The following is a 14434-nucleotide window of genomic DNA, read 5'->3' as shown; positions in this document are numbered from 1 at the left end:
TCTGCATCTTCGTAAAACGCCATAGTTGATCTGCCACTCCAACGAAGGAGTGGCAGATCAAGGGTGCTTTTCTACTTGGAGAAAAATTGGAAACATCCACGTTTTTGATTCAATCATCGGTATAAATTTGAAAACGTCGTGTTCCTGCTTTGTGCTGTGGAAATTGTTGAAGCATTTCTGGATGTAATTTGAGTACAGCTTTGCCATCTAAAACAGTGGAGTCTTTGGATTTCTTCCAAGTTACTGAACCGTGAGCAAAAGTGGCCCTTTCTGCATCCTTCATCAGCATTTGAATTTGATGTTTGGTTTCATCAAAAAGGTTTTGGTGAATCTCGATATGATGTCTTTCTTTCAACAATTGGCTAAACAATTGATTAGCTTGATCGTTGTGGCTGAGGTCTTCTACCGTCAATGGCACATGTTGTGGATAAAGTTGCTGGATGGCTTTGGCTGAGGATTCACTGGCATCCACATCCGGTGGTATGTCTTTTTCCACACATTGCCAAAAGTAACGCTCTGCTTCAATGATGTGTTTAATCACTGTTTCACTACGTGTGACTTTATAAATTCGGGTTTCATGCCCACAAATCAATACACAAATATGTGCTGCTTTTTTACCTGTCACTGCCAATTGATGTTGTACCTGACACAGCACGTATAAAGGCACACCGTCTCGCCACAATTTGGCGCCATATTCCCCTGCGGTTTTGCATTCTAGAATTTGTACATCTGCATCACCTGCTACCGAATAATCCAAGTTGGCTAACATAAAGTGTTTATCAGCTTCGGGATGTTGTAGCACAGCATTGACTCTACGGACTTTATAATTGGTGTGCATGCTGTAGTATTCAGCGACCAAGGGTTCAAGGCGTTTGCCCCAGTACAACGGTGCATGTCCTTCACTCTCATCTTCAATGCTTTGTTGAATCCGCCCTGTCTTGATCATCCACAGTTCCAGCATCGACATATAGGGATTCAGCCCACAAGCGGCAGCACAGTCACTACTGCCAAAGCCTTGGCGTCGGAGGCTTAACCATTCAGCTTGGCTCATATGTTTGGTTTCTGCCAAACGTTTGGGACACAGTGTTCCGACTCGGCTTTGTCTTTGTCCTTGCTGGGTTTTAGGATAATGCTGTTGTCGTGTTCTGCTTGGCCGTTGCGAGGTTTCCGATGTTGAATCGGGTGATGTAGGTAAAGGCAATGGCATCGGCAAGGGTGGTATGGAACTGGGGATAACGGGTGTTGTTAGCGGCAGTGTAAAAATGCCCCCTAACCGCATTTAAAAACTGCCCCCTTGGTTAATTTAGCGGTCATCTTGGACTGATCAACATATCAAAAATCACCCGTGCAAATATGCTGGCCTTCGCCGGATCAGAAAGTAACTGCATCATCTGTTCCTGATGTGCGGCACTGCTACCAAGAATGGCATCATCCATCGCTTTCGGGAAATCACCCAGCATGGCTTGTTCACGGGTATTGTTGGCAATCTGCTTCATCACAATCTCATTTTCCGCCAGCTTGTCACGTACCGTATAGGCATAGTTCAGCATGTCTTTATCGGTTAGGTTATCAGTGATAAAGACATCATTCAGACGCTCTATAATCTGTGACAGGAACTCTTCTTTCTTGTCACGTGGCTTGGCTGCACCGAGGTCATTGCCCGGTTCTAGCTTAAAATCTTCGGCATCTTCTTTCAGCTTGATGTCTTGCTGACGGATCTTGGACAAGCGGTAATGGCTCATGCTGACATTACTCAGATCCACCTCATCATCTTTCGTTGCGGTTTCACGCAGCAATGGACGCAGGTTACGCGCATACAGGCTGAGCTTTTCCAGTTCTTTGTCATCGTAGTCCACGATCTGTGACATAAACTCGTAGAAACGGGTAAAACTGCCCAAGTCCTTTTTAAAGATTTCCAGCTTGTCTTTTTCAAGCTTGGCCTCTTTAAAGGCATTGTCGGCATTGGCAATCAGCACCGCATCATTGGTTTTCTTGCAGCGTTCCAGCATATCGCGACTGGTGTTATAGGCTTCGATGGCTTGGCTATAGCGTTTCTGCCAGCGTTCAACCGCGGGTTTGCAGATATTACTGATCGCAGCATTGGATTTGTTCTTGGTAAAGAAGGCTTCTACAAACTGTTCAACTTCCGTCCACAGAAAAATCTTGCTGGCTTTCAGTTTTTCAAACAGGTCAAAGATCTGATCCGGATTCGATACATCAGCCAGTTCTGCGGTTTGATAGTAAGGCTGGAAGGCCCCAAGAATGTCTTCGGGATCGTTAAAGAAGTCCAATACAAAGGTGCCAGATTCCGCTTTGCCCGGATAGGTGCGGTTCAAGCGTGACAAGGTTTGTACGCACTCAACACCACCCAGCTTTTTGTCTACGTACATGGCACACAGTTTTGGCTGGTCAAAGCCAGTCTGGAACTTGTTAGCCACCAGCATCACCTGATAGTCATCACTGTCAAAGGCCTTGCGCATTTCCCGACCTTTCAGTCCTGGGTTCATGTTGCGTTCATTAAAGGTCTGCCCGACTAAACCACTGCTGTCGGTATCCTTGTCATTAAACTCAACCTCACCCGAGAATGCGACCATGGCCTGAATGGACTTATAGCCCTGATCCGCCACGTATTTGTCAAAGGCCAGCTTGTAACGCACCGCTTCCTTCCGTGAACTGGTCACCACCATGGCTTTAGCCTGCCCACCCAATAAGCCCATCACGTTATTTTTGAAATGCTCGACAATGACTTTCACTTTCTGAGAAATGTTGTGATCATGCAGACGCACCCACTGATTCAGTCTGATCTTGGCTTTTTTGGCATCGACCTGTTTGTCGGCTTCTTCAATTTTCTGTTTGAGCTTATAAACCACTTTATAGTTGGTATAGTTTTTTAGCACATCCAGAATAAAGCCTTCTTCAATGGCTTGGCGCATGGAGTAGACATGAAAAGCTTCTGGCTTGTTCTGCTTGGATGGCGGTAGCTCAGGATTGGGTACACGGCCAAACAGTTGCAGGGTTTTGTCTTTCGGTGTCGCGGTAAAGGCATAGTAGCTGAGGTTATTACTGCCCTTACGTGCAGCCACCACCGCATCCAGAATATCTTCCGAAGACAGTTCAGCATCCTCTTCGCGCTCTTCCAGCATCAACACTTCTTTGAGTTGTCGTGCCGTAGAGCCGCTTTGTGAAGAATGCGCTTCATCGGCAATCACCGCATAACGTCGCTGTTTCAGATTGGTACTGTTTTCAATCGCACGCAACACAAAGGGGAAAGTCTGGATGGTCACAATGATAATCGGCTGTGAGGTTTCCAGTGCTTTGGCCAGTTTTTCCGATTTGGAGCCATCGCCTTCTTTGTTATTGATGCGTCCGACCACGCCATCGGCATGTTCAAACTGGTAGATGGTGTCCTGTAGCTGGGCATCCAGAATGGTACGGTCAGTGACCACAATCACCGAATCAAACAGTTTCTGATTGTGTTGATCGTACAGGGTCGACAGCTGATGTGCTGTCCAGGCAATCGAGTTGGACTTACCTGAACCTGCACTGTGCTGAATCAGATATTTCTGTCCAGTACCCTCCTCTAAGGCGGCATTGATCAGTTTGGTGACCACATTCCACTGGTGGTAACGTGGGAAGATCAGCAGTTCTTTTTTGTACTTGCGTCCTTCCCAGTCTTCTTTTTCTTCAATTTGCAGATGGACAAAACGTCCAATGATATTTAGCAAATTGTCCGGTGTGAGGACTTCATTCCACAGATAGGCGGTGGCGTACTGATTCTGGTCTTCTGGCACATCATTGCCTGCGCCACCGTCATGCGTGCCTTTATTGAATGGCAGGAAGAAAGTATCTTCTCCAGCCAGCTGGGTCGCCATATAGACTTCGTATTGACTCACGGCAAAGTGTACCAATGCGCCACGCTTAAACATCAGCAAGGGTTCAGGCTTGTTGGTTTCTGGATCTTTGGGCAAGCGGGTGCGTTTGTACTGCAACATGGCATTCTGCACGGCCTGTTTAAACTCGGACTTGAGTTCCAGAGTAGCAACAGGAAAGCCGTTAATGAACAATACCAAGTCAATACGCCATTTCTTGGCCTGTTTGCCCATGTCCTGTAACTCGGCAGCGGTAGCATACGGGCTATAGACCAATTCCGGTACAATGCGGCAGATGTTCTTCTTGTAGTTGGCTAAGGTATCGGGATTTAGCGCATGTTCAGGTTTAAACTGACAGAGGAAAAAACGGGCACTGCGGGTTTTCACTCCGTGACGCAGCACACCTAAAGTGCCATAGCTACGTGACTGTTCATCAGTGGCATTGATGTCGGCTTTCTTCAGCTGGGCAACCACGGCTTCCAGAAAATGCCCTTCCGTGCCTTGCGGAAAAATGCGCTGAAACTTCTGCCAGTCCTGGCTTTGCGTCTGTTGCACAAAGTCTAGAACGTCCTGCTCATACAAGGCAGATTCACGGTTATAGCCTTGGGGCGTACCGAGTTGCCAGCCCTGAGCCAGCATCTGTTGAATAATGTCGTTCTGGAAAATACTTTCACGGGTGGCGTCTAGATTCATGCGCTTAACTCCGTCTGTGCCTCAGCAACCGTTGGCGCATGCCAGTGGCGAACATCAATCTTGCCGGTAACTGCGGCTGAGATGAGAGCGGTTCGGCGTTCTTGCATGAGCTGAATTGCGGTTTGTGCTTTGGCAATCATCAATTGATAACTTTGATCTTTTTCTAAAATATATGATGATATTTCTAGTTGCTCATGTGATGGTGGAATTGCAACAATCAAATCACCTTGAGCAATTAAACCTACATATGCTCGTGTTGATTGCTTTGCACCAATAATTTCAAGTTGAGTCTGAATTGAAGAAGATTGAAATTGATAATAAAAATATTTATTAAGAAACTTTTTACCCTGCCAACGATAATAGGTAACTTGAGGAGTAAGCATCCAATAATCCTCTTTTATATCTTGTGGGACTAAAGCAACTTCTCCAACTGTTCCTTTATGCGTTAACAGCATATCTCCTGCTTTAGCAAAACCAATCCTTAATGTATCGGCTAAATGTTTAGGAATTCTCTTCACGTCCTCCATAAAAAGATTACCATTACGAATATTATTTGCCATTAAAAAGGGAATACCCGTTTCTACATAATCATTTGCAGTTGGATGTAGCTCACCATGATTACCATCTTGTAAAATCAGATTGCCCGACCTGATTAAGTTTCTAATAGGTGTAATATCCCAATGCTCCGGCACTTCCCCTAACCATGCCACACCCGAATCTTTCATCGGGACATTGGGGTCAAGTCCTTTGGTCACGGCATGGCTAATCACCGCCTGACGTTTTTCTTTGAGCAGTTCAATCAGTTTTTGTTGTTTTTCAATCAGGTGATCGATTTTGCTGGTTTCGTGGTCGAGGAAGTTAGCGATTTGGGTTTGTTCATCAAATGAAGGAATGGTTGCTGGATAATCAACCATAGCAGTATCACTGATATTTGGTTGCGCACCACCAAAAGCTGTGAGCTTGATATATTCCTGATAACCATCAGTTTTCAATATGTACCATAAATATCTATAGTTCATATTCTGTGCTAGAAGCTCAAATTTACCTACTCGTTGATTTAAAAATGCTGGCTGATTGCTAGTATATAAACCAGCTTTCCCGATTGTTGCTCCAGTCATTGCCATCAATAATTGATTTTTTTCAACTAAATAATCACGACTATTAACTGCCAACGACTCTGGAATGTATTTACAGTTTTCCAAGTTAATCGAACCATCAGTTTTAATATCACCAATTCTAATTACAGGATATCCAGTATCGATAAATGCATCACTTGAAAATGCAAAACCACCTTTAACATAACAATATCTTTTTAAAGTAGTAATGATCCAATGAGAAGGCACTACCCCCAACCACTCAACCCCTGAGTCCTTATACTCCGCATAAGCCTGATACTTTGCCATTACGAATGCACCTCTTGGAGCAGCTGCATAATCTCGGCACTCACCGCATCCAGATCGGCATCAATCTCGCTTAAATCACGTGGCGGTTCATACACATAAAAATGACGGTTAAACGGAATTTCATAACCCACAATACCAATCTCGCCATCTTTCTCGTCACGCTTGTCGGCATTGATCCAGGCATCGGCCACGTGTGGCTGTACTTCACGTTTAAAGTAGTCTTCAATCAGTTCTGTGGTGCTGACTTTTGGATTCAGTGCAATGTTCTCGGCATCACGCAAATCTCCATCCTGCACAAACTCGACCACTTTGCCCTGGTAGCTGAACTGGCCATACAGCGGGTTTTCTGCCTGTTTCAGCACCTTGTTAATCACCGGTTCCGCTTCCGGATTCTTCCAGGTAATGGCATCTAACAGCTGTTTCTTCTCTTTGGCATCCAGCTTGATGTCGGCCTGCTTGAGGGCTTTTTTCAGCACTTCATCAAACTGGTTAAAATCATCAAACTGCTCAGTGCCAATCACCTCTTGTAACGCCTCGGCTTTTTCCATCAGGGCTTTCTGGAATAGCCAGATTTTGCTGTCCAGTACCTCTTTAATGTCTTTTTCTTTTAGCTCAGGGAATTCCGCTTTAATCATGGCACGCACCTCAAGCGCCACGTCCTGCAACTGACCATAGCTTTCAGCTGTCCATGCTGTACCAAAGGCTGTGCCCAATTGCGCATCGATGCTTTGCATCACGGCATTAAACGGTTTCGGCGCAAAGCGTAATGCAGCAATCGCGCTATCCGTGATCTGTGCAGACAAGCGTAATGGACGTTCAATGGTCACGCGACGATAGCCAAATTCATGGTTATCAAAAATCTTGCTGGCGAATGGTTTTTGCTGTTCGGTTTCGCCATCATTTGCCAAAGTATCTACTGCGACAAATGCACCATAGTTCTGGGTAATGGTGGCAATTTCATTTTCAGTCAGATAGTTACGCTTTGAACCCAGCGACTTACGCATTTTGGTACTCAGGTTTGAGGCATTGATCAGCTGTACCTTGCCTTTACGTTCAGCGGCTTTTTTATTGCTGAGTACCCAGATATAGGTGGCAATCCCGGTGTTGTAGAACATGTCGTTGGGTAGGGCAATAATGGCTTCCAGCAAGTCGGCTTCTAAAATATAGCGACGGATCTCACTTTCGCCACTGCCTGCACTGCCAGTAAACAATGGTGAACCATTCAGGATAATCCCGATGCGGCTGCCACTCTCGCTACTACTGGCATCACGCATCTTGCTGATCAGGTGCATCAGGAATAATAGTGAACCATCGGACACACGTGGCAAGCCTGCACCGAAACGACCATCAAAGCCCTTGTGTTCATGTTCGTCCTTGATGTCCTGTTCGATCTTTTTCCAGTCCACGCCAAAGGGTGGATTCGACAGCATGTAGTCAAACTGATCCACAGCAAGCTGGTCATTCGACAGCGTGTTGCCGAGTTTAATCCGGCTCACGTCCTGGCCTTTGATCAGCATGTCGGCTTTACAGATGGCATAGGATTCCGGATTGAGTTCCTGACCAAACGCACGCATCACCGCATTCGGGTTCAGCTCATGCAAATATTCCATGCCTGAAGACAGGAAGCCGCCTGTTCCCGCAGTAGGATCGTAAATGGTACGGATAATGCCGTCTTTAGTCAGGACGTCATCATCTTCCATAAACACCAGTGCCGTGGTCAGACGCACGATGTCACGCGGGGTAAAGTGTTCCCCTGCGGTTTCATTAGAACCTTCGGCAAAACGACGGATCAGTTCTTCAAACACCAAGCCCATGTCATGGTTGGATACGTTCTTTGGACTCAGATCCGTGGTAGCAAACTTTTGCACGACTTTATACAAAAGGTTGGCATCATCGAGTAAGCCCGCAAATTCGATGAAGTTAAAGTATTCAAATATCTCACGGGCATCTTTAGAGAAACTTTGCACATAGGTGCTTAAGTTGGCCTTGATATCACTCTGCCCCATTTTGCTAAGATCCATTGGGGAGGTATTAAAGAAGGCTAGACCGTTGGTGGCACGCAGCAATAACTTTTCTTGAGCTTCTTCTGGCAGATTCAGCTTGGAGACTTTTTCATGTTCTGCCAGTACCGCAGCCTTGCTTTCTTCCAGTACACATTCCAAACGACGTAACAAGGTAAATGGCAGAATGATGCGACCGTATTGCGATTGTTTGAAGTCACCACGCAGCAGGTTGGCAACCGACCAGATGAAAGAAGCGATTTGAGAAAAGTTATTGTTGGTCATAGTGGCGAATCAATTCCTGAATTCTTATCTGTGATCAGTATCTGGCGACACTTCGGTTGCTAGAGATAATACTGATAATTTTTTAACTGTTGGATAATATTATATTATTTAAAAAGCAGATTGTTGATTATTCATTTATTGCATGACAGTTAAGCGACAAATTTTGTCGTCTGGTTTCAGATTTTTCTCATAGAAGGTTCATCCACCATAACGCTACAACCCTGCTTTTGAAAGCCGTGCCTATTTATAAGCCCATCTGCTAAACTAGGCTTACATCACCTTTGTTCAAGGAAATTCCAGAATGCTAAACACTCTCGAACAGAAAAAAAAATATATCCAAGCTACGCGCTTGCAGAATTATCAAGCCAGTTTAAAGCTGGAAGGCATTAACCCGTCCTCAACCGCACCGGCACTAAGTAAAGCTCAGATTCTACAGAAATATAAGAAATTCTCACAGACCTCGGAATCGTGATCAGGCTTCCTTATGGATAAATATGGTGAAATGGATGACAGCATTTACTGTTACCCCGACTCGGACGTCCTCAAAAACAAACTGAACATTCAGGATGCTGAAATTCTGCAACAGGCAGAACTGGAGTTGACTGAGTATGCCAGCACACGAATTGAGTATGCGGAGCCACCTTACGATCTCAAATACCTGCAATCCATTCACTTTCAGCTCTTTTCAGACCTGTATGCCTGGGCAGGTGAACTAAGACAAGTGGATATTGCCAAAGGCGATACCCGCTTTTGTACCTTCCCGCGTATTGAAATTGAAGCCAATAAGCTCTTCAAGCAACTTGAGCAGCAGAACTATTTTCAAGGTTTAGCCAAACCAGCACTTATCCAAAAAATTGCCGATTTTTATTGTGAAGTCAACGTGATTCACCCATTTCGTGAAGGCAATGGACGCACCCAGCGTATCTTCTTTGAACACCTACTTGCTCACTGCGGCTATGGGGTACAGTGGAGTAAAATTAACAATAAGGAAGTATGGATTCAGGCCAATATTGATGGATTCAACTGCCGACTAGATGGACTGATCGCTATTTTTGAAGCCTGCATTATCACTCCTGAATAACAAAAAAATGGGTATACGGATTTAATGGTTGATGGGGCACCTTCACCCCATCAATCTGATACCACCCTCAGATGGTTGATAGATCGACTCCGTAGTTGAGTTCCTCTGCGAAGTCCGGCAGTCCGTAACCGATGGTTTTCTTGTAGAAAGGAGAGACCTTCGCAGTCGGTGCCTTCTTCTTGTGCTTCGTGGTGTAGAGCATTCGTGCCCGCATCACCTCGAAGGAGTAACCGCGCCCTTCACGGTTCTTGTCCTTGGCCAGTCGGTTGATGGACTCCGTGTAAGCGTTGGTGACGGGCATGTCCGTCTCGAAGTAGGTCATGGTCTCTTCGCGCCAGTTTCCCACTGCCCTGACCAGATCGCTCCAGACTTCCTTTTGGCCCTTCGGGATGGTGGCTATCCACTCGTCCAGGGCGGCTTCTGCCTGGAGCCGTGTGGTGGCGTCCCAGATGCCGTAGAAGCGCTCCTTGTGCTCGTAGGCGGCCAGCAGTTGCGGGAACGCGCCTGTCCAGGTCTCCATGATGAGGCGCTCCCGGTCTGAGACTTCGTGAGCGCGTTTCAGCAGGATTTCCCGGTCTCCCTTGAGAGTCCGGCTCTGGGACGGTTTCAGCTCCTTTCTGAGGCCCTTGCGCACTCTCTCTAGGTCAACACGGCCAGCGCACCCCACAGGTAGCCGGAAACGGGTTGGCGCGTCTCGGGCGGCAGTTTGTCAGGGGCGTTCACGGCAATGCCTCCTCGTGCGCCCGCTCGGCTGGCATGGAGGCCAGTTGCGCGTCCAGATGGGCCAACGCGTCCAGGCCGATGCCCGCCTCGAAGGCCGCCCGCACGAAGCACAGCCGTTGCAAGGCGGCATCATCGAACAGGCCATAGCCGCCCGGGGTGCACGCCACCGGACGCAGCAATCCGCGCAGCAGGTAGTCGCGCACGATATGCACGCTCACCCCGGCATCAAGGGCCAGCCGGGACACGGTGTAGGCGCTCATTGAAAACCTCCTTTTTTTATCCAGCGCAGCAGGAAAGCTGCTTCACGTCCTTGTTGAAGGTCTGCGCCGCAAGCTTCAACCCCTCGACCATTGTCAGGTAGGGGAACAACTGGTCAGCCAGTTCCTGCACCGTCATGCGGTTGCGGATGGCGAGCACCGCCGTCTGGATCAGTTCGCCCGCTTCCGGGGCCACCGCCTGCACGCCGATGAGCCGTCCGCTACCTTCCTCGATGACCAGCTTGATGAAGCCGCGTGTGTCGAAGTTGGCAAGCGCTCGCGGAACGTTGTCGAGTGTCAGCGTGCGACTGTCGGTCTCGATGCCATCGTGGTGCGCTTCCGCCTCGCTGTAGCCCACGGTGGCGACTTGCGGGTCGGTGAACACCACTGCCGGCATCGCGGTCAGATTGAGGGCTGCGTCGCCGCCGGTCATGTTGATCGCGGCACGGGTGCCGGCCGCTGCCGCCACATAGACGAACTGCGGCTGGTCGGTGCAGTCGCCGGCCGCGTAGATGTTCGGGTTGCTCGTGCGCATGCCTTGGTCGATGACGATGGCACCTTGCGCATTGACAGTGACCCCCGCTGCGTCCAGCGCGAGGCTGCGCGTGTTCGGTGTCCGACCGGTGGCAACCAGCAGTTTGTCGGCGCGCAATTCACCGTGCGTGGTGGTCAGCACGAATTCACCGTCCATATGGGCGACCTGGCTGGCTTGCGTGTGCTCCAGCACCTCGATGCCCTCGGCACGGAAAGCGGCTGTCACCGCCTCGCCGATGGCCGGGTCTTCACGGAAGAACAAGGTATTGCGCGCCAGGACCGTGACCTTGCTGCCCAGCCGGGCAAAGGCTTGCGCCAGCTCCAGCGCCACCACCGACGAGCCGATTACGGCAAGGCGTTCGGGAATGGTGTCGCTCGCCAGGGCCTCGGTGGAAGTCCAGTAGGGTGACTCTTTCAAGCCCGGAATCGGCGGGACCGCCGGGCTGGCACCCGTGGCGACCAGGCAGCGGTCGAACATCACGACGCGCTCGCCACCCTCGTTCAAACGGACGGTAAGGCTCTGGTCGTCCTTGAAGCGCGCCTCACCGTGCACAACGGTGATGGCCGGATTACCGCCCAGGATGCCTTCGTACTTGGCGTGCCGCAGTTCGTCGACGCGGGCCTGCTGCTGGGCCAGCAGCTTACTGCGGTCAATCGTAGGCACAGTTGCCGCAATACCGCCATCGAACGGGCTTTCCCGGCGCAGATGGGCGATGTGGGCGGCGCGGATCATGATCTTGGACGGCACACAGCCGACATTGACGCAGGTGCCGCCGATGGTGCCGCGCTCGATCAGCGTGACCTGCGCGCCTTGCTCGACGGCCTTCAGTGCTGCCGCCATTGCCGCGCCACCGCTACCAATGACGACGACCTGCAACGGGCGTTCGTTGCCACTGGGCTTATCAGCGGCCCCTATCCAGCCGCGCATCTTGTCGAGCAGGCCGGCGCGGTTGTCCGTCGGTGGCGCATCGGCAAGCGTTGCCTCGTAGCCCAGTCCGGCCACGGCGGTAGTCAGCGCATCCGATGACGTGCCCGCCTCAATGGCGAGTTGCGCTGTGCCCTTCGGATAGGACACCAGCGCCGATTGCACGCCGGGCACTTTCTCCAAGGCTTCCTTGACGTGAGCCGCGCACGAGTCGCAGGTCATCCCGGTGATTTTCAGGGTGGTCATGTATTTTTCCTTTTCTGTGGTGGCTACGGCTGTTGCCGTCAGCCACGTTGTTCTGGCAATTCACAGCTGTCCGGCCCGCAGCGGCGATGTGCTGGCGAGATGAAATCCCAGACCGACACCCCAACCATCAAGGCCAGGCCGACATAGAGCAGTCCACCGCTCTGCCAGCCGTAAGCCCGCATTAAAAACACCGCTGCCAGCACCAAGATCGGGCCTATCGTGCCGAGCGCCGTGCGTCGCCACTGTCGATGATTGAGCCAAGCGATAGCATTGGCGAGTAACGCGATGCCGGCGAACATCGGCAGCAGGATGCCAATGAATAGCCCCTCGTACTGGCTCAAGAAGCCCAGTCCGATGGCCGCGCCAAAGCTGGCGATGGCAGGAAAACAGGCGGCGCAGCCCATCGCGGAAACGACGCTGCCGAGCGCGCCGGTTTTGCCAGCGATGCGCGTGATGAGTCCCATGTGTCGCTCCCGAGTTCGGTTAACGGATCAGCGTTTGAGGCTGGACGGATAGCCCGCGTCCTCGGTCGCCTTGGTCAACTTCTGGACGTTGGTCTTGGCATCGTCGAAGGTGACGACGGCCTGGCGCTTGTCGAAACTTACGTCGGTCTTGCTCACGCCCTCAACCTTGGAAAGCGCGTGCTTGACAGTGATCGGGCAAGAGGCGCAGGTCATGCCAGGCACGGACAGCGTTACGGTCTGAGTGGCGGCGAACACGGGGGCAACGAAAGCGGCGAGAGCGAGGGAGGCAAACAGCTTTTTCATGATGAACTCCTGATTAGTAGAAAAATGGCATGACGTAGGGAAAACCAAGCGCGACCAAGACCAACACGGCGACGAACCAGAAAATGAGCTTGTAGGTGGTGCGCACTTGCGGAATCGCGCACACCTCGCCCGGCTTGCAGGCTGCGGTCGGTCGGACGATGCGCCGCCAGGCAAAGAACAGTGCAACCAGCGCCGCGCCGATGAAGATCGGCCGATACGGCTCCAATACCGTCAGGTTGCCGATCCATGCCCCGCTGAACCCCAAGGCGATCAAAACCAGCGGCCCCAGGCAGCAGGCCGACGCAAGAATGGCGGCCAGCCCACCGGCGAAGAGCGCGCCGCGCCCGTTTTGTGGTTCAGACATACGCTTGTCCTTTCAAATTTGGTTTGGATAGCTTAAGCTTACTTCCGTAGTTATGTACGGAGTCAAGCGATATGCAAATTAATTTTGAGAATCTGACCATTGGCGTTTTTGCCAAGGCGGCCGGGGTCAATGTGGAGACCATCCGGTTCTACCAGCGCAAGGGCCTGCTGCCGGAGCCAGACAAGCCCTATGGCAGCATTCGCCGCTATGGGGAGGCGGACGTGGTTCGGGTGAAATTCGTGAAATCGGCACAGCGGCTGGGGTTCAGTCTGGACGAGATTGCCGAGCTGTTGCGGCTCGACGATGGCACCCACTGCGAGGAGGCCAGCAGCCTGGCCGAACACAAGCTCAAGGACGTGCGCGAGAAGATGGCCGACTTGGCGCGCATGGAAACCGTGCTGTCTGAACTCGTGTGCGCCTGCCATGCACGAATGGGGAATGTTTCCTGCCCGTTGATCGCGTCACTACAGGGCGAAGCAGGCCTGGCAAGGTCAGCTATGCCTTAGCGTGCTTTATTTTCCGATTTCTGAGGTGCCCCCACCCAGAGAGTGACCCGCTTGCCGTGGATGGGCAGATCACGATAGGGAACGTCACGCTTGCCGAACCGTACGAACTCACCCTGCACGCCGCATTCCTCGCAGGCGATGGGATCGGGCACGTCCACCTGGAAGTGCATTTCGTCGTCGGTTGATTTGCAGCCCAGTACTTGGTATTGCGGCAGGTGAAGGATGTTGTCGGGAAGTTCGGTCATGGTGTTGTATAGGCGTAGGTGTCAGTCAGATCCATCCGACTCGGCATTGGTGTTTGCTTTTTTACCCAACAAGCTGCTGGAAACTAAAAGTAAGGCACCGAGGACAATTGCAATATCAGCCAGGTTGAAGGCCGGCCAATGCCAGTCTCGCCAATAGAAATCAAAGGAATCCACAACATAGCCGCGAAAGACCCGGTCAATCAGGTTGCCCATGGCGCCACCGAGGATAAGACTGTAAGCGATGGCTTCTCCTTTATGACGATTTTCAAGGATCAGCTTGATCAGAAAAATCGAGACCACTACCGCGATTCCGATAAAAAAGTAGCGCTGCCAGCCTCCACCATTCGCAAAAAGACTGAATGCGGCACCGGTATTCCATACGTGTACCCAGTTAAAGAATGAGGTCACTGAAATAGACTCGCCATATGCCATTGATTGTTGCACCAGCCATTTTACGGCCTGATCAGACGCTGCCAGCAGGCCCGATATGGACAATAGGGCATACGGCGAGAGCTTTTTGCCAATAATGAGCATTA

At 50.6% G+C, this 14434-nt stretch carries 12 protein-coding genes and 4 pseudogenes; 3 read left to right on the top strand and 13 right to left on the bottom strand.

Annotation, left to right across the window (positions count from 1 at the left end; translation table 11 throughout):
* Nucleotides 1–109: 109 nt before the first annotated feature.
* The 4 genes and pseudogenes from GO593_RS12235 to GO593_RS12220 all read right to left on the bottom strand — a co-directional run.
* A pseudogene (locus GO593_RS12235) lies at nucleotides 110–1075 on the bottom strand (YqaJ viral recombinase family nuclease); the annotation flags it as partial.
* 235 nt (nucleotides 1076–1310) lie between these two features.
* Nucleotides 1311–4562: a type I restriction endonuclease subunit R gene (locus GO593_RS12230; protein WP_001046789.1), complete on the bottom strand. Its 3252-nt coding sequence runs from the start codon at nucleotides 4560–4562 to the stop codon at nucleotides 1311–1313.
* The gene (locus tag GO593_RS12225; RefSeq protein ID WP_001151877.1) at nucleotides 4559–5965 is read right to left on the bottom strand and encodes a restriction endonuclease subunit S; all 1407 of its coding nucleotides are present in this window, start codon (nucleotides 5963–5965) and stop codon (nucleotides 4559–4561) included. Before GO593_RS12225 ends, GO593_RS12230 begins: the two co-directional genes overlap by 4 nt.
* Nucleotides 5965–8250, bottom strand: coding sequence for a type I restriction-modification system subunit M (locus tag GO593_RS12220; protein ID WP_000183811.1), 2286 nt, complete (start codon nucleotides 8248–8250; stop codon nucleotides 5965–5967). Before GO593_RS12220 ends, GO593_RS12225 begins: the two co-directional genes overlap by 1 nt.
* Before the next feature lie 301 nt (nucleotides 8251–8551).
* On the opposite strand from GO593_RS12220, the gene GO593_RS12215 reads away from it, so the two are divergent.
* Nucleotides 8552–8722, top strand: coding sequence for a YhfG family protein (locus GO593_RS12215; RefSeq protein ID WP_000935322.1), 171 nt, complete (start codon nucleotides 8552–8554; stop codon nucleotides 8720–8722).
* Nucleotides 8723–8734: 12 nt separating this feature from the next.
* Nucleotides 8735–9331 (top strand): putative adenosine monophosphate-protein transferase Fic, encoded by a 597-nt coding sequence (locus tag GO593_RS12210; protein WP_000362163.1) that lies wholly within the window; start codon nucleotides 8735–8737, stop codon nucleotides 9329–9331.
* Nucleotides 9332–9398: 67 nt separating this feature from the next.
* Here the strand turns inward: GO593_RS12210 and GO593_RS12205 are convergent.
* The 7 genes and pseudogenes from GO593_RS12205 to merT all read right to left on the bottom strand — a co-directional run.
* A pseudogene (locus GO593_RS12205) lies at nucleotides 9399–9974 on the bottom strand (ISL3-like element ISPpu12 family transposase); the annotation flags it as partial.
* Nucleotides 9971–10054 (bottom strand): hypothetical protein, encoded by an 84-nt coding sequence (locus tag GO593_RS12200; RefSeq protein WP_425265850.1) that lies wholly within the window; start codon nucleotides 10052–10054, stop codon nucleotides 9971–9973. The pseudogene GO593_RS12205 and the gene GO593_RS12200, both read right to left, overlap by 4 nt.
* Before the next feature lie 17 nt (nucleotides 10055–10071).
* Nucleotides 10072–10314: pseudogene (gene merD, locus GO593_RS12195) on the bottom strand (mercuric resistance transcriptional repressor MerD); the annotation flags it as partial.
* 16 nt (nucleotides 10315–10330) lie between these two features.
* A complete protein-coding gene (gene merA, locus GO593_RS12190) occupies nucleotides 10331–12016 on the bottom strand; it encodes a mercury(II) reductase (RefSeq protein ID WP_000209295.1) in 1686 nt (561 codons plus the stop codon).
* A 38-nt stretch (nucleotides 12017–12054) separates the two neighbouring features.
* Nucleotides 12055–12480, bottom strand: coding sequence for an organomercurial transporter MerC (merC, locus tag GO593_RS12185; RefSeq protein ID WP_000522996.1), 426 nt, complete (start codon nucleotides 12478–12480; stop codon nucleotides 12055–12057).
* Between the two features lie 27 nt (nucleotides 12481–12507).
* Nucleotides 12508–12783 carry a mercury resistance system periplasmic binding protein MerP gene (merP, locus tag GO593_RS12180; protein ID WP_004178136.1) on the bottom strand — a complete coding sequence of 92 codons (276 nt, stop codon included), beginning with the start codon at nucleotides 12781–12783 and terminating at the stop codon, nucleotides 12508–12510.
* A gap of 13 nt (nucleotides 12784–12796) precedes the next feature.
* Nucleotides 12797–13147, bottom strand: coding sequence for a mercuric ion transporter MerT (merT, locus tag GO593_RS12175; RefSeq protein WP_001294659.1), 351 nt, complete (start codon nucleotides 13145–13147; stop codon nucleotides 12797–12799).
* Nucleotides 13148–13218: 71 nt separating this feature from the next.
* Here merT and merR point away from each other — a divergent pair, with 71 nt between their 5' ends.
* The gene (merR, locus tag GO593_RS12170) at nucleotides 13219–13653 is read left to right on the top strand and encodes an Hg(II)-responsive transcriptional regulator (RefSeq protein ID WP_001166630.1); all 435 of its coding nucleotides are present in this window, start codon (nucleotides 13219–13221) and stop codon (nucleotides 13651–13653) included.
* Between the two features lie 32 nt (nucleotides 13654–13685).
* Here the strand turns inward: merR and GO593_RS12165 are convergent.
* Nucleotides 13686–13898, bottom strand: a pseudogene (locus GO593_RS12165) (transposase family protein); the annotation flags it as partial.
* A 21-nt stretch (nucleotides 13899–13919) separates the two neighbouring features.
* Nucleotides 13920–14432, bottom strand: coding sequence for a signal peptidase II (gene lspA / locus GO593_RS12160; RefSeq protein WP_000905420.1), 513 nt, complete (start codon nucleotides 14430–14432; stop codon nucleotides 13920–13922).
* Nucleotides 14433–14434: the final 2 nt, after the last annotated feature.

The organism is Acinetobacter baumannii, from assembly GCF_009759685.1.
Lineage (GTDB): Bacteria > Pseudomonadota > Gammaproteobacteria > Pseudomonadales > Moraxellaceae > Acinetobacter > Acinetobacter baumannii.
The sequence above is the reverse complement of the archived record's forward strand: the minus strand, read 5'-3'. Positions and strand labels throughout refer to the sequence as shown.